The sequence below is a fragment of the Ectothiorhodospira sp. BSL-9 genome (assembly GCF_001632845.1).
In the GTDB taxonomy this organism is placed as follows: Bacteria; Pseudomonadota; Gammaproteobacteria; order Ectothiorhodospirales; family Ectothiorhodospiraceae; genus Ectothiorhodospira.
Genome location: NZ_CP011994.1, coordinates 1,253,829 through 1,277,411 on the forward strand (window position 1 = coordinate 1,253,829; position 23,583 = coordinate 1,277,411).

Genomic DNA, 23,583 nt, shown 5'->3' on the forward strand with positions numbered 1-23,583 from the left:
CGCCTGCCGGCCCAGGGTTCAGGATGGTGTCACGTGTTATGTGGGCGAGAGGCGTTGAAACGGGCGGCCAGACCATGGCCCAGCCAGGCCGCCGCCAGGGCCGCGATCAGGTGCAGGCCCATGGCAATGGCCGCAGAGGTTAACCCGTTCTGGTAGGCCCAATCCAGGGTTTCCACGCTGAGCATGGAAAAGGTGGTGAATCCCCCCAGGAATCCTGTGACCACCGCCTGGTAGATCGTGGGGCTTACCTTGAGGCGCCCGCCCGGCCCGGTGAGGGTGGCGAAGGCGCCGATCAACAGGCAGCCCAGCACGTTGACGGTCAGGGTGGCGACAGGATGCACCAGGCCCATACCGCCCACCACGGCAACCCCCACCAGGTAGCGGGTCAGTCCCCCCAGGGCGGTGCCGGCGGCGATGGCCAGATACAGTCTCATGGGTGGCCCGCCATAAGCATTGTCAGTTGGTATCCCAGCCAGGCCGCCCCCAGGCACGCCGTGCCCGAGGCCAGGACATTGCCTGCGGCCTGGAGTGAGCGTCCCTGTTGGGCCAAGTTGAGGGTTTGCAGGGCGAAGGAGGATACGGTGGTATAGCTCCCCAGAAAGCCCAGCATCATCAGGGCAAACAGCCCCGGCGAGGCCGTGTGGTCGAAGGGCCACAGGGCGATGAGCACCCCGGCGGCCAGGGCGCCGCTGACATTCACCACCAGTGTGCCCCAGGGGAATGCCGTGCCGGTGAGCTGCGTGACCCAGGCGCCCACCTGGAAGCGGGCTACGCCGCCCGCGGCGCTGCCCAGGAGAACACCCATCAGGGTTTCAGCGGTGATCATGCTCATGCCGCGGGTTGGGCTGAGCCTGAGAAGCACTCCTGTGCCAGCGCTGCGCGGCGCTGGGGGCTGAGCCCTTCACTGTGAAGTGATTCGATCAAGCGCACCCGCTCACCCAGCCCGGAACCATTGGCCAGTTGAACCGCCAGGCCCGGGCGGGCGTTGAGTTCCAGCATCAGCGGCCCCCGTTCCCGATCCAGCACCACGTCCACGCCCAGATAGCCCAGGCCGGTGATCTCGAAGCACCGTGCAGCCATTTCCAGCAAGGTGTCCCAGCCGGGGATCTGCAGGCCCTGGATGGGGGCGCCGGTGTCCGGATGCACGTCGACGATGCGGTTATGCCATACCCCCTGTCCAGTGCGCCCCGTACCCATGTTGACGCCCACGCCTACCGCTCCCTGATGCAGATTCGCCTTGCCATCGGAATCCCGGGTGGGCAGGCGCACCATGGCCATGATGGGGTAGCCCTTGTAGACGACGGTGCGGATGTCCGGTACGCCCTGATAGCTGACCTTCTCGAACAGGGGGTCGAATTTCACCCGGTATTCCACCATGGCCTTGTCCGGCTGACCGCCCAGGCTGTGCATGCCGCTGAGCACATTGGACACGTGGTGACCTACACCCTCCAGATCCACCATGCGGCCGCTGGATTTGCGAAAGCTGTCCCGCAGGCGCCCGGTGATCACCAGGATGCCGTTGCCCCCGGCCCCATGGGCGGGCTTGATCACGAAGTCATCACTGCGCGCCACAATGCGGGGCAGGTGACGGATGTCGTGGTTGGTTTCGATCACCCCATACAGTTCAGGCACGGCCATGCCTGCCTCCAGGGCCAATTGCTTGGTGCGCAGCTTGTCGTCCACCAGAGGGTAGAGATGGCGGGGGTTCAGTTCGGCGATCAGGTCGGCATTGCGCTGGTTCATGCCCACCACGCCCTTGCGCCGGAGTTCACGCGGGGAGATGAACCACTTCATGGGGCCTTTTCTCCCTTGAAGGCCTTGAAGCGCACCAGTTCACTGAGCCGGTAGCCGGTATAACGGCCCAGCAGCAGGGTGATTGCCAGGGCGATCAGCAGCAATTCCGGGAAGACGAAGAACAGGTGATCGATCGTGGGGTTGATCATCAGCAGATAGGCGGCGGCCGCCACCGCCAGGCTGCCAATGCCCTGGCGAATGGCGTCCGATGGGCCGTGCTCCTCCCAGACGATGGACATGCGCTCGATGGTCATGGCCAGGATCACCATGGGGAACAGGGCCACCGACAGCCCGTGCTCAATGCCCAGGTTATGGCTGAGGATGCTCAGGGTGAGCATCAGCATGATCACCACGATGACCACCGAGGCCAATCGGGGTACCAGCAGCAGTTTGAGCCGGTCCAGGTAGAATCGGATGGCGAGCCCCAGGGAGACGATCAGCGTGAACAGGATGATGCCGCCCAGAAGCTCCGTCTCCCGAAAGGAGAGGGCGATGAGCACCGGCATGAAGGTGCCAAAGGTCTGCACGCCCACGATGTTGCGCAGAAGCACGATGATCATGGCGCCCAGGGGGACCAGCAGCAGCACCCGGTACATGTTCTGGGTCTGCACCGGCAGGTTGAACAGGGAAAAGTCCATCAGCCGGGAATCCATGACCTGGGCCCGCTGCTGGGCCACGTCGATGGCGTCCATGTAGTTCTGGGTCACCGCGAAGCTGATCTGCGGGTTGCGCGCCCGGCTCAGTCGCACCGGGTCCTCGTCCCCGTACCACCACACCAGGAAGTTTTCCGGATACCCCACGCTGCCGTCATGGATGTTGATGGGTACCCACTTGCGGGTGTTGTGCACCTCAAGCCAGGTTTGCGGCTGCAGGTCCCGGGCCCTTTCGGTGAGGGAAATGCCATGGACCATGCGTGCCGGGATGCGCGCCCCGGCCAGCAGGTCAATGGCGGTGCGGACCTTGGCCCGGTCGCTGTCCGAGTTGGATACGAACAGGCTGATGTTCTCATCGGGCACCTGCTTCAGGTCACGAACCAGCACCGTGGCAAAACTGGTGATGTCGGCCGACCGGGCGCGTACCCGCGTGATCACCTCCTCGGCAGCCGAGGCGTAGGGTTCATCCCATTCCGGGGGGGTGACCGGACCGGGGTAGGGGGCATCGCGGCGTCGGTCACGGTCCAGCTGATAAACAGTGGTCCGATAGTAGAGTACCTGCCGCCCACTGGGCTGGCGGGTGGTCCACACCGCCTCGCGGTTCTCACCTACGAGCCCGGTGGTAAGGCCATAGCCCCGGGAGATGAAGTTCTCGTCCAGGATGGCCAGCCCCTTGGGCTGATCCGGGATGAACACCCGCGCCGTCACCGCGCCACCCGTGGGTTCGAACCCAACCCGTGCCTCCACGATCCAGTTGTTGGTGGTCTGGGCCGGCGTCAGCGGGAATCCCAGGTTGAAGGCCTTGTGGTAGAAGATCGTCAGGCTCATGGCAACCAGGGCCATGATCAGCAGGGGCAGGTGAAATCGCTTCATGCGGTGTCCTTGGGGTGGCGCGTGGGACTGGATCAGTCGAGATTGCAGTCCGGGGCCTGCAGGTACTTGTCCTTGGAATCCAGCAGGATGGCACCTGCCATATGGTTGCGGCCCACCAGCAGCTGATAGCTCAATGCCGTGCGGTCAATCAGGCTGACCTCCTTCTTGCGGTACACATCCCCCATGCAAAGGCCCATCTCGACCACTGGACGCCGCTGATGGTTGCCACTGTGACGGATGATGCGCACATGCCGGGTGATCTCCCTCTCCAGGCGGATCTTGTTGCTCTCATCATCCGGGTCGATGATGTCAAAGGCGATCCAATCCTTGCCGTCACGCTCGAAGGTCTCCTTGTTCAGCGCGTTCAGCGAACTGGTGGTGGCGCCGGTGTCCATCTTCGCCTCCAGTACGATCCCTTCCGGCATCAGGGCGACATTTTCCACCCAGCCCAGAATGCGCATCTGCTCGGTATCCAGTGTGTCCTTGTCATCACTGGCCCCAGCCGTGGGCGTCAGCAGGGCGCCGAACAGGGCGGCGAGTACCATCCATTTCATTTCTACCTCCGTTGCATTTCGGTAATGGTTCACAATTTTAGGTGGGGGCGCCATCCCGGAACGTTGACGAAGACCCCATTTCAGGTCTTCAATTCCGTATCCCGGACCTGCGGCTGGCCGGTATAGGCCTGTTCCATGAAGTGGATGAACCGTTTGGCCTGGGGGGAGAGGTGTCGGCCCAGGCGCTGCACCACGCCATAGCTGCGGGCGGGGAAGTAGTGATCCAGCGGTATGGCGGCCAGGGGCTCCTCACCGGTGAGGCAGACATCCGTCACGATGGAGATGCCGAGGCCCAGTTCCACGTACTTCTTGATGACTTCCCAGCCCCCGGCCTCCAGGGATACGTGGTAATCCACGTTATGCTGGCGAAACACCAGGTCCACCATGCGCCATGTGGACAGATGCCGTGGTGGCAGGATCAGCCCGAAGGGACTGATGTCTTCCAGGCTGATCGGGCCGGTCTTCTGGGCCAGGGGGTGGTCCAGCGGGGCGATGAGCTTGGGATGATAATCCACGATGGGCTGGTAGGTGATGCCATCGGGCACCTCGAGCATGGAACCCACCGCGAAATCCACTTCATCCCGATGCAGCATCGCCAACCCGTCGCGCCCGGTCACGTTATGCAACTTGATGCGGATATGCGGATGCACCTCGGCAAAGCGCCGCAACGGGTCAGGCAGCACGTAGAGGATGGTGGACTCCCCCGCCGCCACGTTCAGTTCACCCGATTCCAGGCGACCGAATCGCGCCGCAAAGGTCTCGTGCAGCTTGTCCACACCTTCCACCAGCGGATCGGCCAGTTTGTACAAGGCCTCCCCCTCGGGGGTGAGCTTGATGTGCGGGCCACGGCGCTCAAATAAAATGGTGTCGAACTCACGCTCCAGTGCCTGTATCTGCAGGGAAACGGCTGGCTGGCTGAGAAAAAGCGACTCCGCAGCCATGGAAATGCTGCCCAGCCGGGCGGCCCGGCAGAAGGCCCGCAGCTGCTTGAGGCGGTTCTGCTTGTAGTAGAGGTTGGGCACCGAGCCCATGATCTTCTCCTCATCAATGTTACTATTAAGAAACACAAGACTGATTCATGGGGCAATAGCTTGGCTGAATACTCGTCTTCAAGCTACGGTCCCGGCTACAATCACATTCCAACGTAAGAGGCAAAGGGCAGGACCATGGATAAGTATGTGATCTGGTTCCAAGATCTGGGCATGAACGACGTTCCCGATGTGGGAGGGAAGAACGCATCCCTGGGGGAAATGATTCGCGGCCTGTCCGAAGCCGGCGTGCGTGTTCCTGGCGGCTTTGCCACCACCTCCCATGCCTTCCGCGAGTTTCTGCGTCACGAAGGCCTGGCGGACCGCATCAACAATGAGCTGGCCAGTCTGGACGTGGATGACATCAACGCCCTGCGCGAGGCCGGTGCCAAGATCCGCCAGTGGGTGGTGGAAACCCCGTTCCCGCCGGCCCTGAACGAGGCCATCGGCGAAGCCTGGAACCGGATGATGGAAGAGGCGGCCGGTGATGAATTCACCGTGGCCGTGCGTTCTTCGGCCACCGCCGAAGACCTTCCGGATGCCTCGTTTGCCGGCCAGCAGGAAACCTTCCTGAACATCCACGGCCTGGACAGCGTGCTGCACCACATCCACGAGGTGTTTGCCTCCCTGTACAACGACCGGGCCATCTCCTATCGCGTACACCAGGGGTTTGATCACTCCGAAGTGGCCCTGTCCGCCGGCGTGCAGCGCATGGTGCGCTCCGACATCGGCGCCTCGGGCGTCATGTTCACCCTGGACACGGAATCCGGTTTCCGCGACGTGGTCTTCGTGACCGCCTCCTGGGGCCTGGGCGAGACGGTGGTGCAGGGTTCGGTCAACCCGGATGAATTTCATGTCTACAAGCCTTCCCTGGAGGCCGGGCGCCCCGCCGTGCTGCGTCGCCACCTGGGCAGCAAGGCCATCCAGATGACCTTCGGCAAGGACGGTCAGAGCACCCAGACCATCCCCGTGGACGACGCCGACCGCAACCGTTTCTGCATCAATGACAAGCAACTCGAGGAACTGGCCCGTCAGGCCGTGATCATCGAGAAGCACTATGGTCGCCCCATGGATATCGAATGGGCCCTGGATGGCGTGGATGGCGAACTCTACATCGTCCAGGCCCGCCCGGAGACGGTGGAGAGCCGTCAGGACGGCCAGGTGATCGAACGCTTCCGCATCCGCTCGCCCCGCACCGAAGTCATCGCCCGCGGGCGTGCCATCGGTCAGCGCATGGGCGCCGGCAAGGTGCGCGTGGTGATGGACCTCGACGACATGCACAAGGTGGAGGCCGGCGATGTGCTGGTCACCGACATGACCGACCCGGACTGGGAGCCGGTGATGAAGCGGGCTGCCGCCATTGTCACCGACCGGGGTGGCCGTACCTGCCACGCGGCGATCATCGCCCGCGAACTGGGTATCCCTGCCGTGGTGGGTTGTGGGGATGCCTCCTCACGCATCAAGGATGGCCAGGAGGCCACCGTGTCCTGCGCCGAGGGCGACGAGGGTCGCATCTACAAGGGCATCCTGGATTTCGAGATCACCCAGACCCGCGCCGACTCCATGCCCGAAGTGCCCTGCAAGGTGATGATGAATGTGGGCAACCCGGGCCGTGCCTTCCATTTCCGCAACATCCCCAACGCCGGTGTGGGGCTGGCGCGCCTGGAGTTCATCATCAACAGCATGATCGGCGTGCACCCCAAGGCGCTGCTGAATTTCGACTCCCTCTCCGGCGACCTCAAGGACGAGATCTCCCGCCGCATTGCCGGCTATGACGATCCGGTGACCTTCTATGTGGAAAAACTGGTGGAAGGCATCGCCACCCTGGGTGCCGCCTTCAACCCGAAGCCGGTGATCGTGCGCCTGTCGGACTTCAAGTCCAACGAATACGCCAACCTGCTGGCCGGCGAGCAGTATGAACCCGATGAAGAAAACCCGATGATCGGCTACCGTGGCACCTCCCGGTACCTGTCGGAGAACTTCCGCGACTGCTTCGAACTGGAATGCCGCGCCGTGCGCAAGGTGCGCGACGAGATGGGCCTGACCAATGTGGTCATCATGGTGCCCTTCGTGCGCACCCTTGGTGAGGCTGATGGCGTCATCAAGCTGCTGGAGGAAATGGGCCTCAAGCGCGGCGAGAACGGCCTGAAGATCTACATGATGTGCGAGATCCCCTCCAATGCGGTGCTGGCCGAGCAGTTCCTGGAGTATTTCGATGGCTTCTCCATCGGCTCCAACGACCTGACCCAGCTCACCCTGGGCCTGGACCGGGATTCCGGTCTGGTGGCCGCCACCTTCGACGAGCGTGATCCGGCGGTGAAGGCCCTGTTGTCCCAGGCCATCCAGGGCGCCCGCAAGGCCGGCAAGTACGTGGGCATCTGTGGTCAGGGCCCGTCCGACTATCCGGACCTGGCGGAATGGCTGATGCAGGAAGGTATCGAGTCCATCTCCCTGAACCCGGATACGGTGGTGGAGACCTGGCTGCGCCTGGCCGGTGACGAGAAGGGCCGCAAGGACGCCTGAGGCTGAGGGGGCGCACCTGCCCCCCACCCCAACCCCCTCCCCGGCGGGGAGGGGGGCTGTCTTTCTGGAACACTGGCTGCAAACGAGGAGAATGGCCATGATCCGCTCCGTCTTTTTCGTCTCCGACGGCACCGGCATCACCGCCGAGACCCTCGGGCACACCCTGCTCACCCAGTTCGAGCAGGTGTCCTTTCAGCAGATGAGCCTGCCCTTCGTGAACACCGACGACAAGGTGGAGTGGGCAGTGCAACGCATCAACCGGGCGGCAGAATCCGATGGGGGGAAGCCCCTGGTGTTCTCCACCCTCATCGACTCCCAGCTCAGAACCCACCTGGCCAAGTGCAACGGCGTGGTCTTTGACTTCTTCGAGACCTTCACCGGTGCCATGGAGCAGGAACTGGGCGTCACCGCCCAGCGTGTGGCGGGGCGCTCCCACGGCATGGGGAATGTGCGCGCCTATTCCGAGCGCATCGATGCCCTGCATTACGCCATCCAGAACGACGATGGCGCCACCACCCGTGATTACCCCATGGCCGATGTGGTGGTGATGGGCGTCTCCCGGGCCGGCAAGACACCCACCTGCATGTACCTGGCGCTCACCTACGGGGTCCGGGCTGCCAATTATCCCCTGGCGGACGACGACTTTGAGCGAGGCAGCCTGCCGGCGGCACTGGAACCCTATCGGCACAAGCTGTTCGGGCTTACGGTGGACCCGGAGCGGCTTCAGCAGATCCGCAATGAGCGCCGCCGTGGCAGTCACTACGCGAGCATGGACCAGTGTCTGATGGAGGTGCGCGCCGTGGAGCGGCTCTTCAAGCGCGAGCGCATCCCGTTCTTCAATATCACCCAGCGCTCCATCGAGGAGATCTCCGCCCAGCTCATGCAGCAGGCGGGCCTGACGCGGCGCATTTGAGGCCTTAAAGGCCTTCCAGATACCGGGCCCAGTTGCGGTCGGTGTCGCCGATCACCAGGAACTCTGGATTGAGCAGCGAGTCCTTGGTGTTATAGCGCAGGGGCTGCATGTGGATGTCGGTTACCTGTCCGCCCGCCTCGCAGACAACGCACTGCGCTGCTGCCGTGTCCCACTCACAGGTGGGGCCCAGGCGAGGGTAGAGGTCGGCCTTGCCCTCGGCCACCAGGCAGAACTTGAGCGAACTGCCCATGCTGATCAGTTCATGCTCTCCCACTCTTTCCAGCAGGGCCTGCATGCGTTCGGTGCCGTGAGAGCGACTGCCGGCGATCACGGGGACGCGCTGCCCGGTGTTCACCCGGATGGGCTCGGCGGCAGCCGTTGCCGACCGGCGGCGATGGGCACCCAGCCCCCGGGCGGCACTGTAGAGCAGGTCAAGGGCCGGACAGAACACCACCCCCAGCACCGGCTCGTGGTCATGGATCAGGGCGATGTTCACGGTGAATTCGCCGTTGCGCTTGATGAACTCCCGGGTGCCATCCAGCGGATCCACCAGCCAGTAGCTGGACCATTGGCTGCGTTCGCCAAAGGGGATCTGGGTCGATTCCTCCGAGAGGATGGGGATCTCCGGGGTCAACTCCCCAAGGCCCTTTACGATATGCCGGTGTGCTGCCATATCCGCCTCTGTGAGCGGTGTGCGGTCGGCCTTTTCCGTTACATCGAAGCCTTGGCCGTAAATGGTCATGATCGCCGTCCCGGCCTCACGGGCAATGCGGCAGGCGTTGTTGAGAAGGCGGTCCAGTGAGTGTTCGTCCAGTGTCATGCGGTTCTCGAGAGTTGGTCGCGGGCCATGTAGAGCGCGGCGATGGAGCGGGCTTCTGTGCAGTCGTCCAGGGCGATGAGTTGATCCAGCTGGCTCAGCTTCCAGGGTACCACCTGGATGTCCTCCGGTTCGTCACCGGGGAGGCGCTCCGGGTAGAGGTCCCGGGCCAGTATTACGTGGGTGCTGTGGCTCAGATACCCCGGGGCCACGGTCAGGGCCGTCAGGTAATCCAGTTGGCGCGCGCCGTAACCCACCTCTTCCATGATCTCCCGGTTGGCTGCCTCCAGCAGTTCCTCACCTTGCTCCACCAGCCCCTTGGGCAGGCCCAGTTCATAGCGCTGCGTGCCGGCGGCATATTCGCGAATGAGCAGCACCGTGTCGTCATCCAGCATGGGCACGATCAGCACCGCCCCCCGGCCCGAGCCCACCAGGCGTTCAAAGCGGGTACGGGCGCCGTTGGCGAACAGGAGTTCCAGCTCCTCCACATGAAAGAGTCGGCTGCGGGCCACCGTTCGGCGGCTGAGGATCTGAGGTTTTTGCGGCATGATGTCTGGGTGCCCTGTGATGGGTCGATGGGGTAGTCTCATGCTTGCCGGCCCAAGTCTCAAGGCCCGGATTTCACGTTTTCGAGTTTCATGAGGACTGCACTACAGTGAAGCCAGCATCCCCAAGCCTGCCCTGGACCGACGTGGACACCGTGCTACTGGACATGGACGGCACCCTGCTTGATCTCAACTTCGACAACCATTTCTGGCTGGAGTATCTGCCCCGCCGCTATGCCGAACGCCATGGCATGGCCCCGCAAGTGGCCCGTGAGGGCATGATCAAGCGTTATGCCGCGGTTCGCGGCACGCTCAACTGGTACTGCCTGGACTACTGGCAGCAGGAGTTGCAGATGGATATCGTCGCCCTCAAGCAGGAGGTGGCCCATCTGGTGGCGGTGCATGAACACGTGCCGGCCTTTTTGGCCACCATGCGTCGCCAGGGCCGCCGGCTGGTGCTGGTGACCAATGCCCATCGCGGTGGATTGGAGATGAAACTCACGCTCACCGCCCTGGAGGGGCATTTTCACCGGGTGATCAGTGCCCATGAGTACGGGCGCCCCAAGGAGGACCAGCGCTTCTGGGAGCAGTTCCGCGCCAGGGAGCCCTTTGACCCGGCCCGTACCCTGTTCGTGGACGATAACCTGGATGTGCTGCGCGCCGCCGAGCGTTTCGGTATTGCCCATCTGCGTGCCGTGCGCCGGCCTGATAGCCGACGCGGCGAGGTGGACACCGGCGAGTTCGCTGCCATCCGCGATTTTCGGGAACTGATGCCCTGACAATCGCCCCCTGGAGCCCTGGAGCCCTGGAGCCCTGGACCACCTCAAGGATTCACATGTCACTGGAACCCGGAACCCTCCTGGCCGCCTTTGTCGTCGGCCTGCTTGGTGGCGTGCACTGCGTGGGTATGTGCGGCGGCATCGTCGGTGCGCTGACCCTGGGCGTGAAGGGCGCCCAGACCGATGAGCGCCCCCGCCTGGCGCCCTTCCTGCTGGCCTATAACAGTGGCCGGGTGATCACCTACACCCTGGCCGGCGTCCTGGCCGGTGGCGTGGGCTGGTTTGCCGCCAACCTCACCGATGTACACCATGCTCAGCAGGCGCTGCAGATCCTGGCTGGGCTGTTCATGATTGCCCTGGGGCTGTATCTGGCGGGCTGGTGGTACGGGCTTACGCGGCTGGAGCGGGTCGGCGGGGTGGTGTGGCGGCGTCTGGAGCCCCTGGGGAGGCGCATGATGCCGGTGCGTTCACCCGGGCAGGCATTGGGGCTGGGGCTGGTGTGGGGCTGGCTGCCCTGTGGCCTGGTGTACAGCGTGCTCATCTGGTCGCTCACCGCCGGAGGGGCCCTGCAGGGGGGCGCCCTCATGCTGGCCTTCGGCCTGGGCACCCTGCCCAATCTGCTGCTGATGGGGGTATTCGCGGCGCGTCTGGCCAGCTTTGTGCGCAAGCCCTGGGTGCGGGGTCTCGCCGGCGGGGCGGTGGCGGGCTATGGGGTGTATATGCTGTTCGTGTCCTGGGTGTGATCCTGGCCACACACATCCAGCGGTGCCTCAAGACGCTGCGGCGCGCGGACGGCCAGGGTCTTCTCCCGGGAGGTGGCGCCGGACACCAGTTCCACCCGTGACCGGGCCACGCCGCAGTGCTTGCTCACCAGCCTGATCAGCCGTTGGTTGGCCGCTCCGTCCACCGGTGGGGCGGTGACATGGACCTTCAGCCGATCCCCCAGCGGCTCTCCCAGCTTGTCGCGGGAGGCCCTGGGCTGCAGTTTCAGGCGCAGCAGCAGGGTGTCACCCTGCCACTGCCACCACGCGTGGCTCATCGGCTCGGAATCCCGTCAGATGGAGCTCACGAAGATCAGCAGCACGTTCAGCCCGATGATGGCCACCAGCGGCGACAGGTCCACCATGCCCGTTTGCGGCATGATGCGACGGATGGGGGCCAGAACGGGGTGGTTCAGGCTGAACACCAGGTCTGCCACGGGATTGCGACCCATGGCGCCACCGGCCTGGAACCAGCTCATCACCGCCTGGATGATGATGCTGATGATGTAGATCCAGATCACCAGACGGATCAGCGCCAGCACACTCACCACAAACAGGGTGAAGATGGGCACGCCCACCCCGTGCAGCATGGCGATCAGCCAGATCTCCAGCATCTTGAGCAACAGCACCAGCACGAACGCCGCCGTATCGATCCGGCCCATGGGGGGGATGAATCGGCGCAGTATCCGCAGCGGTGGATTGGTGACCGTCACCAGAAACTGGGATACCGGGTTGTAGAAGTCCGCCCGGGCCATGGCCAGCAGGGTGCGGAGCATCACCGCCAGGATGTACAGGCTGAACAGGGTGGAAATCAGAAAGTCAGCGACGTTTTGAAACGCGTGCGTCATGGATGAACCTCAGTCCCGACCCAGTTGGTCGGCCAGTGCATGGGAACGGTCGCGGGCGGCGGTGAGGGCGCGCAGCATGAGTTCGCGCAGCCCCCCGGATTCCAGTTGCGCCAGCGCCTGCTCGGTGGTGCCTCCCTTGGAGGTCACCCGGGTGCGCAGGGTAGCGGCATCCTCGTCGGATTCCAGGGCCAGCTTGGCAGCGCCGAAGGCAGTTTGCAGGGCCAGCAGCCGGGCCGTGTCGCGGGGCAGGCCCAGTTCCACGGCGGCATCTTCCAGGGCCTCGATGAACAGGAAGCAGTAGGCAGGCCCGCTGCCCGAAAGGGCCGTCACCGCATCCAGCTGAGCCTCGTCTTCCAGCCATACGGTCAGCCCCACGGCGCGCAGGATGGATTCCGCCACGTCGCGCTGCTCATCGCTCACGAGGGGGTTGGCGGCCAGTCCCGTGGCGCCGCTGCCCACCAGGGCAGGCGTGTTGGGCATGCAGCGCACCACTGGCAGATTGCCACCCAGCCAGCGCTGGATATCCGCACCGCGCACGCCGGCGGCGATGGACACCACCAAGGGGTGGCGTTCCTGCACCTGCGCGGCCACCGAGCGGCACACCTCGCCGAGTACCTGGGGCTTGACCGCCAGGACCAGCACCTGGGCATGGGCGATGGCCGCCGCATTGTCGTCGGTCGCGTGCACATCGGGCCATCGCTGGCTCACCGCGTCTCGCTGTTCCGGATTGGGATCGGCCGCCCAGATGGCATCCTGGTTCCAGCCATCGGCGATCAGTCCACCGATGAGGCTGCGCGCCATGTTGCCGGCGCCGATGAAGGCGATCGTCTCATTCATGGGAAGGCCCGTCATGGCTATGTCAGTAGGGGCGTTATGGTAACCCGAACGCCGGGTGGATTCGTATGCCCCGGCTTATCCCCGCGCCCCGAAGATGGCCGTGCCCACACGCACGATGGTGGCGCCCTCGGCCACGGCGGCCTCCAGGTCGTCGGTCATGCCCATGGAGAGGGTGTCCAGTTCAAAGCCGCGTCGGATCAGATCCTCCTGAGCCTCCCGCAACCGGGCAAAGGCCCGGCGCTGCTCTTCGAAATCATCGCTGGGGGCGGGGATGGCCATCAGGCCGCGAAGTTTCAGGCCGGGCAGGGGGGCCACGGCCTCGGCCAGGGCAGGCAGGTCTTCCAGCGCGACGCCGGACTTGCTGTCTTCCGCGCTGATGTTCACCTGCAGGCATACATTCAGCGGCACGGCGCCCACCGGGCGCTGCTCGCTCAGCCGCCGGGCGATGCGTTCCCGATCCACCGAGTGTGCCCACTGGGCCGTATCGGCAATGAGTCGCGTCTTGTTGCTCTGGATGGGGCCGATGAAATGCCAGGCGGGGTGACGATCACCCAGTGCCCGGGACTTCTCATCCAGTTCCGAGGCATAGTTCTCCCCGAACTCACGCAGCCCGCAGTCCATGGCCTGGGCCACCATTTCCGCCGGGCGCGTCTTGCTCACGGCCAGGAGCTGGACGTCTTCAATGGGGCGGCCAAAGCGCTGGGCTGCCGCCTGTAGGCGGTCTTGCACCGCCTGGATTCGATCGCATAGCTGGGTCATGACGCTATGCTATATTCGGGGCTGATCAGAGTCACCTGTTCGCATGCGTTACAGGCATGCCCCGGGTGATGACAGGACATCAAAAGGGGGCTGGATGGACATCACCCAATTGCTTGCGTTCGCCGTGAAGAACGGCGCTTCCGACCTGCATCTTTCCTCGGGCCTGCCCCCCATGATCCGGGTGGACGGGGACGTCAGGCGCATCAACGTACCCGCCATGGACCACAAGCAGGTCCATTCCATGGTGTACGACATCATGAACGACAAGCAGCGCAAGGACTTCGAGGAGTTCCTGGAAACCGACTTCTCCTTCGAGATCCCCGGCCTGGCCCGTTTCCGTGTGAACGCCTTCAACCACAACCGGGGCGCCGGCTCGGTTTTTCGTACCATTCCCAGCAAGATCCTCACCCTGGAGGAACTGGGCTGCCCCAAGATCTTCGAGAAGATCTCCGAATACCCTCGCGGCATCGTGCTGGTGACCGGCCCCACCGGCTCGGGCAAGTCCACCACCCTGGCGGCCATGGTGAACCACAAGAACGAGACCGAGTACGGGCACATCCTCACGGTGGAGGACCCCATCGAGTTCGTGCACGAATCCAAGAAATGCCTGGTCAACCAGCGTGAGGTGCACCGGGACACCCTGGGTTTCAACGAGGCCCTGCGCTCCGCCTTGCGTGAAGACCCCGACACCATCCTGGTGGGGGAAATGCGCGACCTGGAGACCATCCGCCTGGCCCTCACCGCCGCCGAGACCGGTCACCTGGTCTTCGGCACCCTGCACACCAGTTCCGCCGCCAAGACCATCGACCGCATCGTCGACGTCTTCCCCGCCGCCGAGAAGGATATGGTACGCGCCATGCTCTCCGAGTCCCTGCGCGCGGTCATCTCCCAGACCCTCATGAAAAAGATCGGCGGCGGCCGCTGCGCCGCCCACGAAATCATGCTGGGCACCCCCGCCATCCGCAACCTCATCCGCGAGAACAAGATCGCGCAGATGTACTCCGCCATTCAGACCAGTCAGGGTGCCGGCATGCAGACCCTCGACCAGGGCCTCAAGGAAATGCTACAGAGAGGCCTGGTCAGCAAGGAAGAAGCCAGACGCAAGGCGGCAAATCCGGATAATCTCTGAGTCTGTCAGATACACTCGAACCAGGGTGGCCGGCGCCGGGCCGGCGGGATGATTTTCAAAGATCGAGGCACGCTTCATGGATCGGGACAAGGCAATACGCTTCATGCACGACCTGCTCAGAACCCTGCTGAGCAAACAGGGCTCGGATCTATTCATCACCGTGGGCGCGCCGCCGTCCATGAAGATCGACGGCAAGATGACGCCGGTCACCAATCAGCCCCTGTCACCGGCCCACACCCAGGTGCTGGTGCGTTCCATCATGAATGACCGGCAATCCTCGGAGTTCGAGCGTTGCCAGGAGTGCAACTTCGCCATCAGCCTGCCGGGGATCTCCCGCTTCCGGGTGAACGCCTTCACCCAGCGGGGCAGCGCCGGCATGGTACTGCGCGTGATCACCGCCGATATCCCCGCCCTGGAGGATCTGGGCCTGCCGATGCAGCTCAAGGATGTGTCCATGACCAAGCGGGGCCTGGTGATCTTTGTGGGCGGTACCGGCTCGGGCAAGTCCACCTCCCTGGCGGCCATGGTGGGTTACCGTAACCAGAACAGTTACGGACACATCGTCACCATCGAAGACCCCATCGAGTTCGTGCACTCCCATGTGAACTGCCTGGTGACCCAGCGCGAGGTGGGGGTGGATACGGAAAACTACGAGATCGCCCTGAAGAACACCCTGCGCCAGGCCCCGGATGTCATCCTGATCGGCGAGATTCGCGACCGGGAGACCATGGACTACGCCATCGCCTTCGCCGAGACCGGTCATCTGTGCCTGAGCACCCTGCACGCCAACAGCACCAACCAGGCCCTGGACCGCATCATCAACTTCTTCCCCGAAGAGCGGCGCCAGCAACTGCTCATGGATCTCTCATTGAACCTGAAGTCGGTGATCTCCCAGCGCCTCATCCCCAAATCGGATGGCAAGGGGCGGGTGCCGGCGGTGGAGGTCATGATCAACACCCCACTGATGTCGGATCTGATCTTCAAGGGCGAGATCCATCAGATGAAGGAGCTCATGGCCAAGTCCAACGAGGCGGGCATGCAGACCTTCGACCAGGCCCTGTTCCAGCTCTTCGAGGCCGGTCACATCACGTATGAGGATGCCCTGCGCAACGCCGATTCTCTCAACGACCTGCGCCTGCGCATCAAGCTGGACAGCAAGCGGGCCAGGAGCCACGGGCTCCTGGATGACACCCAGGATCTGAAGATGGAGGAGACCCCGGAGGAGTCGGGGATGCTCAAATGAGTCGTCGTTACGCCTGACGCCGCCGCTTGCTGAATCACGGGACCCGGACATGCTGCTTCAACCCTACCTCAAACTCATGGCCCAGAAGAACGCCTCCGACCTGTTCTTCACCACCGGTGCGCCGGCTTGCGTGAAGATCGAGGGTGAGGTGCGGCCCATGAGCCGCCAGTATCTGCAGCCGGGGGCGGTGAGGGAACTGGCCTACGACATCATGGATGAGCGCCAGATCGAGACCTTCGAGCGCGAGAAGGAGATGAACCTGGGCATCTCGGTGGAGCAGCTGGGGCGCTTTCGGGTGAATGTCTATGTGCAGCGGGGTGAGGTGTCCATGGTGATCCGCTACATCAAGAGCGAGATTCCCACCGTGGAGCAGCTGCGTCTGCCGCCAATCCTCAAGGAGCTGGTGATGCATGACAACGGGCTGGTGCTGGTGGTGGGGTCCACCGGCTGCGGCAAGTCCACCACCATGGCTTCCATGATCGACCACCGCAACAGCACGCGCACCGGGCATATCCTCACCATTGAGGACCCCATCGAATACAGCTTCATGCACAAGAAGTCCATCATCGGGCAGCGCGAGGTGGGGCTGGACACCCTCTCCTACGACAATGCCCTTCGCGAGGCCATGCGTGAGGCCCCGGACATGATCATGATCGGCGAGGTGCGTGACCTCAACACCATGAAGGCGGCCATCACCTATGCAGACACCGGCCATCTGGCCCTCTCGACCCTGCATGCGGTGAATGCCAATCAGGCCCTGGACCGGATCATCAATTTCTTCCCCCCCGAGGCCAAACAGCAGATCCTCATGGATCTCTCCCTGAATCTGCGGGGCATCGTCTCCCAGCGACTGGTACTGGGCAAGGAGGGTAATCGTCTGCCGGCCGTGGAGGTCATGCTCAACACCCCCTATGTGGCCGAACTGATTCGCAAGGGAGAGATCAATGCCATCAAGGCCGTGATGGAGAAGGGGGGCTCCACGGGGATGCAGACCTTCGATCAGTCCCTTTTCGAGTTGTACAAGGCGGATCTGGTCCACCTGCCCGAGGCGCTATCCAAGGCCGACTCCCGGGGCGACCTGGAATGGCGCATCCATTTCGGGGGTGGGGTGCGCAGCCTGAAGAAGAAGGACGAGGACCTCAACCTGCCCAGTTCCGACAGCATGGCTGGTGCGCGCGGGGTCACGGACGGGCGCAAGGGCTTTGATGATGAGCTCAAGCCCTTGTCGGAGACGGGGGTGGAATCCGGGCAACCGAAGGAATAAAGGGGCCATGGGGGGCGGTGTCCCAGCGATGGGGACACCGCCAGTTCAGGCGGCGGGGAACACCCGCTCCGCCGGGAACACCGGGCCATCCACGCAGACCCGCTTCATGGCGGGGCCCTGGTCCGTGTGCACCTTGACCACGCAGCCGGCACACCCGCCCACGGCACAGGCCATGTATTCCTCCAGCGACACCTGACAGGGCAGGCGGTATTCCCGGGCAAGCGCCGCACAGGCTTCCAGCATGGGGTGGGGGCCGCAGGCGTAGATCTGCACCTTGCGCCGCTCCTGGGGCGGCAGGGCATCCAGCCACAGGCGGGCCAGGTCGGTCACGAAGCCTTCATGGCACCCGGAGAATCCGGCCTGACTGGTGAGCCGCGAGGCCACGCCCCAGTCCTCCAGCAACGGCATGGCGGCGATCACGCCCTCCGGGATGCCGGGGATCATGATGCGTGATGGCTGCGGCTTGAAGGGGAAGGGCACTTCCGAGCCCATGATGACGAACGGCTCACTCACCGGGTCGCGGCGCATGGCATCGGCCAGGAAGACCATGGGCGGAATGCCCACCCCACCCCCCAGCAGCAGGGCCCGGGGGCGGTCACCGTGGGGCATCTCGAAGGGCGTGCCGATGGGGCCCATCATGTTGATCTTCTCGCCCACCTGGCGCCGGGCCAGCAGCCGAGTGCCTTCGCCCACCGACTTGTAGAGAAACTCCACCCAGCCCTCGTCGGGATGGGTGCGCATGATGGACAGCGGCCGGCGCATGGGCAGCAGCGGATCGCATTGCAGATGGGCAAAGCTGCCGGGCCGTGCGTGGGCGGCACACTGGGGCGCCTTCACCCGCAGGATGTGCTGATCGCCGGCATGGGCCGTGTGAGACAGGATGGGCGCATCCTCGACGAAGATGGTCCCGCGGTGTTTGTGGTTCATGGGGCGACTCGTTGTTTACTTTCGGGACTCGAAGATGACACGGCCGGCGGCCAGGGTATGGGTGACCCGGCCCTGGAATTCCCAGCCGAAGAACGGGCTGTTGCGACCGGCGCTGAGCCAGTTGTTGGCGCTGGGGCTGTAGACCTTGTCCGGGTCCACCAGGGTGATGTCGGCCCGGGCATCCGGGGCCAGGGTGCCGGTGGGCAGGCCCATGATGCTGGCCGGGCCGGTGGTCACCCGCCGGATGGCCTCCATCAGGGGCAGCACGCCTTCCTCGGCCAGCCGCAGCGTCAGCGGCAGCAGGGTTTCCAGGGTGGACATGCCGGCCTGGGTGGCCGGAAACGGGGCCAGTTTGGCATCCGCCTCGTGGGGTTGGTGGTCCGAGCAGATGGCGGCGATGGTGCCGTCGGCCACCGCCTGGCGCAGGCCCTCGCGGTCACGGGAGGTGCGCAGCGGCGGCACCACGTGACACAGGCTGTTGAAGTCCGCCACGTCCATCTCGGTAAGGAACAGCTGGTGAGCGCACACATCGGCCGTCACCGGGAGGCCGTCCTGCCGGGCCCGGGCCACCAGGGCGGCGCCCCTTGCCGTGGACAGTCGGCACAGATGAATGCGGGCGCCGGTCTGGGCCACCAGTGCCAGGATGACGCCCAGGCTGGCCGTTTCCGCGGCCTCGGGGATGCCCGTCAGCCCCAGGCGGGTGGCCACGGAGCCCTCGTGGGCACAGCCACCTGCGGCCAGGGAAGAGTCGATGGGGTGCAGAAAGACGGTGATCTCGTGGCTGGCGGCGTACTCCAGGGCCCGGCGCAGCAGCACGTGGCTGTCCAGGGGTTTGAGGCCCTGGCTGGCGCCCAGGGCGCCGGCCCGCTTGAGTGCCGCCATCTCCGCCAGTTGCTGACCCCGCAGGCCTTCCGTGAGCGCCCCCAGGGGGTGCACGCGCACGCCGCAGGCCTGTTTGGCGCGACGGTGGATCAGTTCGATCTGGGCCGGGGAATCCACCGGCGGGTCCGTGTCCGGGGGACAGATGAGGGTGGTGATGCCGGCGCTGGCGGCGGCCCGGGTTTCGGAAGCGATGGTGGCCTTGTTCTCGAACCCCGGCTCGCGCAGGCGCGCCGCCAGATCCACCAGCCCGGGCAGCACCCAGCGGCCCCGGGCATCGATACGCCGATCGGGGTTGAAGCCCTCCGGCGCGACGCCCAGTGCAACGATCCGCTCTTTTTCGATGAACAGATCCATCACTTCATCCAGGCCCTGGTGCGGATCAATGACCCGGCCCTGTTCGATCAACAGCTTCATTGCGATGCCCCCTGGTTGACGCTGCCCCCCATGATCATGGACATCACGGCCATGCGCACGGCGATCCCATAGGTCACCTGCTTGAGGATGACGGACTGTGGTCCGTCCGCCACCCGGGAGTCGATTTCCACGCCCCGGTTGGCCGGGCCGGGGTGCATGACGATGGCCTCAGGTGCGGCCAGGGCCAGGCGCTCCTCGTTCAGGCCCCAGAGCTGGAAGAACTCATGCTCGGAGGGCAGCAGGCCGCTATCCATGCGCTCGCGTTGCAGTCGCAGCATGATGATCACGTCCACATCCTTGAGGCCGGCGCGGATGTCGTGGAAGACATGCACACCCAGTTCCTCCACAAAGGCTGGCAGCAGGGTGCGGGGGGCGATCACCCGCACCTCGCCAGCGCCCAGGACGTTAAGTGCGTGGATCTGGGAGCGGGCCACCCGCGAATGCAGGATGTCACCGACAATGGCCACTCGCAGGGCAGAAAAATCCCCCTTGTGGTGGCGGATGGTGAACATGTCCAGCAGTGCCTGGGTAGGGTGGGCATGACGACCGTCGCCGGCGTTGAGCACGCTCACGTGCGGTGCCACGTGCCGGGCGATGAAGTGGGCGGCACCGCTGTCGGCGTGACGCACCACGAACATGTCCACCAGCATGGCCTCCAGATTGCGCAGGGTGTCCAGCAGGCTTTCGCCCTTCACCGTGGCCGAGGTGCTGATGTTGATGTTGAGCACGTCGGCCGACAGGCGTTTGGCGGCCAGTTCGAAGGTGGTACGGGTGCGGGTGCTGGCCTCGAAGAACAGGTTCATCACCGTCTTGCCCCGCAGCAGGGGCACCTTTTTCACCGTCTGGGCGTTCACGCCCAGGAAGGATTCGGCGGTGTCCAGGATCTCGGTGATCAGGGGCCGGGAGAGCCCCTCGATGGTCAGCAGATGGCGCAGCCGACCCTGGTCGCCAAACTGCAGCGACGGGGGAAGTGGCCCCGAGGTGGCTGGAGCAGGGGGGGTGGGCCGGGCCTCCGTCATGATGATGCCTCCAGTTGCACGATATCCAGATGCAACGGCGCGGGGCCGCGCAGCTTCACTTGTTGGTCCGGGTTCAGCTTCAGGTGTTCCCCCACCACCTGGGCCTGGATGGGCAACTCTCGTCCGTCGCGCTCCACCAGCACCACCAGGGTGACCGAGGCGGGCCGGCCATAATCGAAGATCTCGTTCATGGCGGCGCGGATGGTGCGGCCGGTGAAGAGCACGTCGTCCACCAGCAGGATGTGCCGGTCTTCCACCGAGAAGGGGATGGAGGAAGGTTTCACCTGGGGGTGCATGCCGATGCGACTGAAGTCATCCCGGTAAAAAGAGATGTCCAGTCTGCCCAGTGGGGCCTCCAGCTGCAGGCGGGACTGCAACTGCTCGGCCACCCAGACACCGCCGCTGTGAATGCCCACCAGGCCGGGGTCGGTGATGCCCTTGTCCGGCAGGCGGTGACGCAGTTCGTCGGCCATGCGGTCCAGGAGCTGTTTGACGTGTTCAGTCATGGGAGGTCTCTTGGGAAAGCCAGTGTTCCAGGAGCACCGCCGCCGCTACGGCGTCGATGTCCTCCTTGCGAATACGCCCGCGGCGTCCCTCGCGGCGCCAGTCCTTGAGATGGGATTCGGCCGCGGCGGAGGTGAATTGTTCATCCACCGGGCGCACCTTCAGCCCGTAGCGGGCACGCAACCGGTCAGAAAAGGCCTGGATACGCCGGGCCAGGGGATGCTCGGTGCCATCATCCGTTTCCGGCAGACCCACCACCAGCAGCTGGGGCTGCCACTCGCGCACCAGGGTGTCCAGGCGGGCCCATTCGGGGATGCCGTTGCGGGCTGGCAGGGTCTCCAGGGGGGCGCTGGTGCCGGTGAGGCCATTGCCCACCGCCACACCGATGCGCCGCTCGCCATAGTCCAGCCCCAGTACCGTGCCCGACGTGGCCGGCCCCGTATTCGCCGGCTTCGACCGCTGTTCAGGCATGTCCCGCCTGGCCGGTCATCAGCGACAGATCGACCCCCAGGCGGCCGGCGGCGGCCTGCCAACGCTTTTCGGTGGGTTGCTGGAAGAGGATGTCCGGGTCGGAGGGGCAGGTGAGCCAGGCGTTCTCGCCGATTTCCTGTTCCAGTTGCCCGGGGCCCCAGCCGGCATAGCCCAGGGCGATGAGGTAGGACCCTGGGCCGCTGCCCTGGGCCATGGCCTCCAGGATGTCCCGTGAGGTGGTTACCGAGATCCGCTCGCTCACCTGCATGGTGGAGGTCCAGCGTCGCTCGGGCGGGTGCAGGATGAAGCCCCGGTCCGGTTGCACCGGGCCGCCGTTGAAGACGGGCACCTGGCTGGCATCCACCTCGATGGAGATGCCCATGTGCTCCAGCACCGACTCCAGGGTGAGGTCGGTGGGATGGTTGATGACGATGCCCATGGCGCCATCCTCGCTGTGCTCGCACACATAGGTAACCGAATGAAAGAAATTCGGATCCTCCAGCGAGGGCATGGCGATCAGGAACTGGTCTGTGAAGTTGGCACTGTGCATGGGTTCATGGGCGCACTTGGGGTACATGAGCTAGTGTACACCCTTGATGCCGGTCGTCGTAGGTGGGGCAGGCAGTCAGATCGACCGATGTTCAACGGGTACGCAGGGTCTGGTTGCCCTGGAACACCCAGGTACGGGTGATCATGATCTGGTCGTAGGACTTGCGCATGTCGGCGGGAAAGGGTGCAAAAGGGCCCGCCAGATCGACAATGCGCCGGGCTGCGTCGTCCAGCACGCGCTCGCCGGAACTGCTGCCCACCTCGATGCTCAGCACCTGGCCCTCCCGGTCCACCAGCACGCTGAGCACCAGGGAGCCGGAAAGACGCTGGCGCCGCGCCTCATCCGGGTAATTGAGGTTGCCCACCCGCTCCACCTTGCGTACCCAGGCGTCCAGGTAACTGGCCTCCACGGCGGACTTGGCGCTCAGGGCGTCCACGTAGTGGGTACGGGGACGATGGCCGTGGCGTCGGTTCTGCTCGGAGATCTCCGAACTCAACCGTGCCATCTGCAGGCTGCGTTCCACCAGTTCATCGGTGGTCCATTCACGGGTGGGCGCGGGGATTTCGGTGGGAGTGTCCGGGGTGGCGGGCTGTTCGCTCTGCTCGGCGGTGATCACCTCCACCTCTTCCCGGGGCGTGGGCTCCGGGGCGCCGGCGCGCACCTCTTCCGGGGCCAGGCCATCAGTGGGCCTGAGCAGGGGGGCGGTCACCGGGCTGCTGGGGCGCTCTTCTTCGGCCTCCCGGCCGCTGGCCTGTTGATCCACCTGGGCGATGTGGCGGGCGTCCTCGGGCGTTTCCCGGGACTGGGTCTGCACCAGCACCACGTCCATCATGGGTGGGTGGGCTGAGGGCTCCGCTGGTTCGAAGTCGAAGCCCAGGCCGAAGATGACGATGCCGTGGATCGCCAGTGCCAGGAAGATGCCCAGGCCCAGGCGGTCGCCGGGTGTCACCATGCTGGAGGGGGTCAGGTTGCTCACGCTGGAGGCGAAAGCCGTCGTTGCATCAGGAGGGCCATTGTACCGCTCACCAGACCGAAAATCAGTGAGAAGGTGAGCAACACCGGCAGGAGTTTGAGCAGGCTGGCATGGGGGATGAACAGCCACCAGGCCAGCAGGAACTGCCCCAGCATGTGGGCCAGGGCCGCCAGCACGCACAGCCCCATGGGGCTCAGTGCCTGGCCGGCCAGACGATGGGCCAGGCCCAGGACCGCAAGGCTGCACAGGGCACCGGCGGCGCTGAGCCAGAAGGTGGGGCTGAGAAAGGTGCCAATCACCAGGCTGCCGGCCAGCACCCGCAGGCCGGTCACCCAGGCGGCCATGCGCCAGCCATAGAGCACCAGGACCAGCACGGTGATCACGTTGGCCAGGCCCGGCTTGATGCCCGGCAGCGGGCTGGGGAAGGCGGCCTCCAGCACATGCACGGCAATGGCCAGGGCGGCCAGCCAGGCAATCAGGTGGTCTTCGCGGGTGGTGGCAATCTGCACGGGCGTAGGACGAT

General features: G+C 64.7%; 27 protein-coding genes. 7 read left to right on the forward strand and 20 right to left on the reverse strand.

Annotated features, from left to right (window positions below; all coding sequences use genetic code 11):
* Positions 1 to 29 precede the first annotated feature (29 nt).
* From ECTOBSL9_RS05935 to ECTOBSL9_RS05960, 6 genes are all read right to left on the reverse strand, one after another.
* The gene (locus ECTOBSL9_RS05935) at positions 30 to 434 is read right to left on the reverse strand and encodes a CrcB family protein (RefSeq protein ID WP_063464294.1); all 405 of its coding nucleotides are present in this window, start codon (positions 432 to 434) and stop codon (positions 30 to 32) included.
* The gene (locus ECTOBSL9_RS05940) at positions 431 to 832 is read right to left on the reverse strand and encodes a CrcB family protein (RefSeq protein WP_063464295.1); all 402 of its coding nucleotides are present in this window, start codon (positions 830 to 832) and stop codon (positions 431 to 433) included. Before ECTOBSL9_RS05940 ends, ECTOBSL9_RS05935 begins: the two co-directional genes overlap by 4 nt.
* Entirely contained in the window at positions 829 to 1,794 is a 966-nt protein-coding gene (locus ECTOBSL9_RS05945; RefSeq protein ID WP_063464296.1) for an alpha-L-glutamate ligase-like protein, read from the reverse strand. The genes ECTOBSL9_RS05940 and ECTOBSL9_RS05945 overlap by 4 nt, the downstream gene beginning before the upstream one ends.
* Positions 1,791 to 3,320 carry an inactive transglutaminase family protein gene (locus tag ECTOBSL9_RS05950; protein ID WP_063464297.1) on the reverse strand — a complete coding sequence of 510 codons (1,530 nt, stop codon included), beginning with the start codon at positions 3,318 to 3,320 and terminating at the stop codon, positions 1,791 to 1,793. The genes ECTOBSL9_RS05945 and ECTOBSL9_RS05950 overlap by 4 nt, the downstream gene beginning before the upstream one ends.
* 32 nt (positions 3,321 to 3,352) lie before the next feature.
* Positions 3,353 to 3,781, reverse strand: a complete 429-nt coding sequence (locus tag ECTOBSL9_RS05955; RefSeq protein ID WP_063466037.1) for a RimK/LysX family protein — start codon at positions 3,779 to 3,781, stop codon at positions 3,353 to 3,355.
* A gap of 173 nt (positions 3,782 to 3,954) precedes the next feature.
* Positions 3,955 to 4,905, reverse strand: a complete 951-nt coding sequence (locus tag ECTOBSL9_RS05960; protein WP_063466038.1) for a LysR family transcriptional regulator — start codon at positions 4,903 to 4,905, stop codon at positions 3,955 to 3,957.
* 135 nt (positions 4,906 to 5,040) lie between these two features.
* On the opposite strand from ECTOBSL9_RS05960, the gene ppsA reads away from it, so the two are divergent.
* Together ppsA and ECTOBSL9_RS05970 are read left to right on the forward strand one after the other, a co-directional pair.
* Positions 5,041 to 7,425, forward strand: a complete 2,385-nt coding sequence (gene ppsA / locus ECTOBSL9_RS05965; protein WP_063464298.1) for a phosphoenolpyruvate synthase — start codon at positions 5,041 to 5,043, stop codon at positions 7,423 to 7,425.
* Positions 7,426 to 7,522: 97 nt separating this feature from the next.
* A complete protein-coding gene (locus tag ECTOBSL9_RS05970; protein ID WP_063464299.1) occupies positions 7,523 to 8,338 on the forward strand; it encodes a pyruvate, water dikinase regulatory protein in 816 nt (271 codons plus the stop codon).
* 4 nt (positions 8,339 to 8,342) lie between these two features.
* On the opposite strand, the gene cysQ is transcribed toward ECTOBSL9_RS05970, so the two are convergent.
* Both cysQ and nudE read right to left on the reverse strand, forming a co-directional pair.
* Positions 8,343 to 9,158 carry a 3'(2'),5'-bisphosphate nucleotidase CysQ gene (gene cysQ / locus ECTOBSL9_RS05975; RefSeq protein ID WP_063464300.1) on the reverse strand — a complete coding sequence of 272 codons (816 nt, stop codon included), beginning with the start codon at positions 9,156 to 9,158 and terminating at the stop codon, positions 8,343 to 8,345.
* Positions 9,155 to 9,703, reverse strand: a complete 549-nt coding sequence (nudE, locus tag ECTOBSL9_RS05980; RefSeq protein WP_025282751.1) for an ADP compounds hydrolase NudE — start codon at positions 9,701 to 9,703, stop codon at positions 9,155 to 9,157. Before nudE ends, cysQ begins: the two co-directional genes overlap by 4 nt.
* Positions 9,704 to 9,810: 107 nt before the next feature.
* Between nudE and yrfG the strand changes: the two genes are divergently transcribed.
* The gene (yrfG, locus tag ECTOBSL9_RS05985) at positions 9,811 to 10,479 is read left to right on the forward strand and encodes a GMP/IMP nucleotidase (protein ID WP_371259005.1); all 669 of its coding nucleotides are present in this window, start codon (positions 9,811 to 9,813) and stop codon (positions 10,477 to 10,479) included.
* A gap of 56 nt (positions 10,480 to 10,535) precedes the next feature.
* Entirely contained in the window at positions 10,536 to 11,222 is a 687-nt protein-coding gene (locus ECTOBSL9_RS05990) for a sulfite exporter TauE/SafE family protein (protein WP_063464301.1), read from the forward strand.
* Here ECTOBSL9_RS05990 and ECTOBSL9_RS05995 read toward each other — a convergent pair.
* The 4 genes from ECTOBSL9_RS05995 to ECTOBSL9_RS06010 form a co-directional block, all read right to left on the reverse strand.
* Positions 11,186 to 11,518 carry a DUF167 family protein gene (locus tag ECTOBSL9_RS05995; protein ID WP_063464302.1) on the reverse strand — a complete coding sequence of 111 codons (333 nt, stop codon included), beginning with the start codon at positions 11,516 to 11,518 and terminating at the stop codon, positions 11,186 to 11,188. The genes ECTOBSL9_RS05990 and ECTOBSL9_RS05995 overlap by 37 nt on opposite strands.
* A 15-nt stretch (positions 11,519 to 11,533) precedes the next feature.
* Positions 11,534 to 12,088 carry a YggT family protein gene (locus ECTOBSL9_RS06000; RefSeq protein ID WP_063464303.1) on the reverse strand — a complete coding sequence of 185 codons (555 nt, stop codon included), beginning with the start codon at positions 12,086 to 12,088 and terminating at the stop codon, positions 11,534 to 11,536.
* 9 nt (positions 12,089 to 12,097) lie between these two features.
* Positions 12,098 to 12,925: a pyrroline-5-carboxylate reductase gene (proC, locus tag ECTOBSL9_RS06005; RefSeq protein ID WP_063464304.1), complete on the reverse strand. Its 828-nt coding sequence runs from the start codon at positions 12,923 to 12,925 to the stop codon at positions 12,098 to 12,100.
* A gap of 75 nt (positions 12,926 to 13,000) precedes the next feature.
* Positions 13,001 to 13,684, reverse strand: a complete 684-nt coding sequence (locus tag ECTOBSL9_RS06010) for a YggS family pyridoxal phosphate-dependent enzyme (RefSeq protein ID WP_063464305.1) — start codon at positions 13,682 to 13,684, stop codon at positions 13,001 to 13,003.
* 94 nt (positions 13,685 to 13,778) lie between these two features.
* On the opposite strand from ECTOBSL9_RS06010, the gene ECTOBSL9_RS06015 reads away from it, so the two are divergent.
* The 3 genes from ECTOBSL9_RS06015 (at position 13,779) to ECTOBSL9_RS06025 (ending at position 17,320) form a co-directional block, all read left to right on the forward strand.
* Positions 13,779 to 14,813, forward strand: a complete 1,035-nt coding sequence (locus ECTOBSL9_RS06015; RefSeq protein WP_025282745.1) for a type IV pilus twitching motility protein PilT — start codon at positions 13,779 to 13,781, stop codon at positions 14,811 to 14,813.
* 76 nt (positions 14,814 to 14,889) lie between these two features.
* On the forward strand, positions 14,890 to 16,056 hold the full coding sequence (locus ECTOBSL9_RS06020; protein WP_063464306.1) for a PilT/PilU family type 4a pilus ATPase: 1,167 nt from the start codon (positions 14,890 to 14,892) through the stop codon (positions 16,054 to 16,056).
* A gap of 49 nt (positions 16,057 to 16,105) precedes the next feature.
* Entirely contained in the window at positions 16,106 to 17,320 is a 1,215-nt protein-coding gene (locus tag ECTOBSL9_RS06025) for a PilT/PilU family type 4a pilus ATPase (protein WP_063464307.1), read from the forward strand.
* 45 nt (positions 17,321 to 17,365) lie between these two features.
* Here the strand turns inward: ECTOBSL9_RS06025 and ECTOBSL9_RS06030 are convergent, their stop codons facing one another.
* From ECTOBSL9_RS06030 to ECTOBSL9_RS06065, 8 genes are all read right to left on the reverse strand, one after another.
* Positions 17,366 to 18,247 carry a dihydroorotate dehydrogenase electron transfer subunit gene (locus ECTOBSL9_RS06030; protein ID WP_063464308.1) on the reverse strand — a complete coding sequence of 294 codons (882 nt, stop codon included), beginning with the start codon at positions 18,245 to 18,247 and terminating at the stop codon, positions 17,366 to 17,368.
* A gap of 15 nt (positions 18,248 to 18,262) precedes the next feature.
* A complete protein-coding gene (locus ECTOBSL9_RS06035; RefSeq protein ID WP_063464309.1) occupies positions 18,263 to 19,543 on the reverse strand; it encodes a dihydroorotase in 1,281 nt (426 codons plus the stop codon).
* The gene (locus ECTOBSL9_RS06040; protein ID WP_025282785.1) at positions 19,540 to 20,562 is read right to left on the reverse strand and encodes an aspartate carbamoyltransferase catalytic subunit; all 1,023 of its coding nucleotides are present in this window, start codon (positions 20,560 to 20,562) and stop codon (positions 19,540 to 19,542) included. The genes ECTOBSL9_RS06035 and ECTOBSL9_RS06040 overlap by 4 nt, the downstream gene beginning before the upstream one ends.
* Positions 20,559 to 21,068 (reverse strand): bifunctional pyr operon transcriptional regulator/uracil phosphoribosyltransferase PyrR, encoded by a 510-nt coding sequence (gene pyrR, locus ECTOBSL9_RS06045; protein ID WP_063464310.1) that lies wholly within the window; start codon positions 21,066 to 21,068, stop codon positions 20,559 to 20,561. The genes ECTOBSL9_RS06040 and pyrR overlap by 4 nt, the downstream gene beginning before the upstream one ends.
* Positions 21,061 to 21,537, reverse strand: coding sequence for a Holliday junction resolvase RuvX (ruvX, locus tag ECTOBSL9_RS06050; protein WP_063464311.1), 477 nt, complete (start codon positions 21,535 to 21,537; stop codon positions 21,061 to 21,063). The genes pyrR and ruvX overlap by 8 nt, the downstream gene beginning before the upstream one ends.
* Positions 21,530 to 22,087, reverse strand: a complete 558-nt coding sequence (locus ECTOBSL9_RS06055) for a YqgE/AlgH family protein (protein ID WP_063464312.1) — start codon at positions 22,085 to 22,087, stop codon at positions 21,530 to 21,532. Before ECTOBSL9_RS06055 ends, ruvX begins: the two co-directional genes overlap by 8 nt.
* A gap of 91 nt (positions 22,088 to 22,178) precedes the next feature.
* On the reverse strand, positions 22,179 to 23,063 hold the full coding sequence (locus tag ECTOBSL9_RS06060) for an energy transducer TonB (protein ID WP_240481068.1): 885 nt from the start codon (positions 23,061 to 23,063) through the stop codon (positions 22,179 to 22,181).
* On the reverse strand, positions 23,060 to 23,569 hold the full coding sequence (locus tag ECTOBSL9_RS06065; RefSeq protein WP_063464313.1) for a Gx transporter family protein: 510 nt from the start codon (positions 23,567 to 23,569) through the stop codon (positions 23,060 to 23,062). Before ECTOBSL9_RS06065 ends, ECTOBSL9_RS06060 begins: the two co-directional genes overlap by 4 nt.
* Positions 23,570 to 23,583 lie beyond the last annotated feature (14 nt).

Bases quoted from the DNA above. Each gene is read 5' to 3' on its own strand.
- ECTOBSL9_RS05935 (WP_063464294.1), bottom strand. From the start codon at position 434: ATGAGACTGTATCTGGCCATCGCCGCCGGCACCGCCCTGGGGGGACTG.
- ECTOBSL9_RS05940 (WP_063464295.1), bottom strand. From the start codon at position 832: ATGAGCATGATCACCGCTGAAACCCTGATGGGTGTTCTCCTGGGCAGC.
- ECTOBSL9_RS05945 (WP_063464296.1), bottom strand. From the start codon at position 1,794: ATGAAGTGGTTCATCTCCCCGCGTGAACTCCGGCGCAAGGGCGTGGTG.
- ECTOBSL9_RS05950 (WP_063464297.1), bottom strand. From the start codon at position 3,320: ATGAAGCGATTTCACCTGCCCCTGCTGATCATGGCCCTGGTTGCCATG.
- ECTOBSL9_RS05955 (WP_063466037.1), bottom strand. From the start codon at position 3,781: ATGCGCATTCTGGGCTGGGTGGAAAATGTCGCCCTGATGCCGGAAGGG.
- ECTOBSL9_RS05960 (WP_063466038.1), bottom strand. From the start codon at position 4,905: ATGGGCTCGGTGCCCAACCTCTACTACAAGCAGAACCGCCTCAAGCAG.
- ppsA (WP_063464298.1), top strand. From the start codon at position 5,041: ATGGATAAGTATGTGATCTGGTTCCAAGATCTGGGCATGAACGACGTT.
- ECTOBSL9_RS05970 (WP_063464299.1), top strand. From the start codon at position 7,523: ATGATCCGCTCCGTCTTTTTCGTCTCCGACGGCACCGGCATCACCGCC.
- cysQ (WP_063464300.1), bottom strand. From the start codon at position 9,158: ATGACACTGGACGAACACTCACTGGACCGCCTTCTCAACAACGCCTGC.
- nudE (WP_025282751.1), bottom strand. From the start codon at position 9,703: ATGCCGCAAAAACCTCAGATCCTCAGCCGCCGAACGGTGGCCCGCAGC.
- ECTOBSL9_RS05990 (WP_063464301.1), top strand. From the start codon at position 10,536: ATGTCACTGGAACCCGGAACCCTCCTGGCCGCCTTTGTCGTCGGCCTG.
- ECTOBSL9_RS05995 (WP_063464302.1), bottom strand. From the start codon at position 11,518: ATGAGCCACGCGTGGTGGCAGTGGCAGGGTGACACCCTGCTGCTGCGC.
- ECTOBSL9_RS06000 (WP_063464303.1), bottom strand. From the start codon at position 12,088: ATGACGCACGCGTTTCAAAACGTCGCTGACTTTCTGATTTCCACCCTG.
- proC (WP_063464304.1), bottom strand. From the start codon at position 12,925: ATGAATGAGACGATCGCCTTCATCGGCGCCGGCAACATGGCGCGCAGC.
- ECTOBSL9_RS06010 (WP_063464305.1), bottom strand. From the start codon at position 13,684: ATGACCCAGCTATGCGATCGAATCCAGGCGGTGCAAGACCGCCTACAG.
- ECTOBSL9_RS06015 (WP_025282745.1), top strand. From the start codon at position 13,779: ATGGACATCACCCAATTGCTTGCGTTCGCCGTGAAGAACGGCGCTTCC.
- ECTOBSL9_RS06020 (WP_063464306.1), top strand. From the start codon at position 14,890: ATGGATCGGGACAAGGCAATACGCTTCATGCACGACCTGCTCAGAACC.
- ECTOBSL9_RS06025 (WP_063464307.1), top strand. From the start codon at position 16,106: ATGCTGCTTCAACCCTACCTCAAACTCATGGCCCAGAAGAACGCCTCC.
- ECTOBSL9_RS06030 (WP_063464308.1), bottom strand. From the start codon at position 18,247: ATGAACCACAAACACCGCGGGACCATCTTCGTCGAGGATGCGCCCATC.
- ECTOBSL9_RS06035 (WP_063464309.1), bottom strand. From the start codon at position 19,543: ATGAAGCTGTTGATCGAACAGGGCCGGGTCATTGATCCGCACCAGGGC.
- ECTOBSL9_RS06040 (WP_025282785.1), bottom strand. From the start codon at position 20,562: ATGACGGAGGCCCGGCCCACCCCCCCTGCTCCAGCCACCTCGGGGCCA.
- pyrR (WP_063464310.1), bottom strand. From the start codon at position 21,068: ATGACTGAACACGTCAAACAGCTCCTGGACCGCATGGCCGACGAACTG.
- ruvX (WP_063464311.1), bottom strand. From the start codon at position 21,537: ATGCCTGAACAGCGGTCGAAGCCGGCGAATACGGGGCCGGCCACGTCG.
- ECTOBSL9_RS06055 (WP_063464312.1), bottom strand. From the start codon at position 22,087: ATGCACAGTGCCAACTTCACAGACCAGTTCCTGATCGCCATGCCCTCG.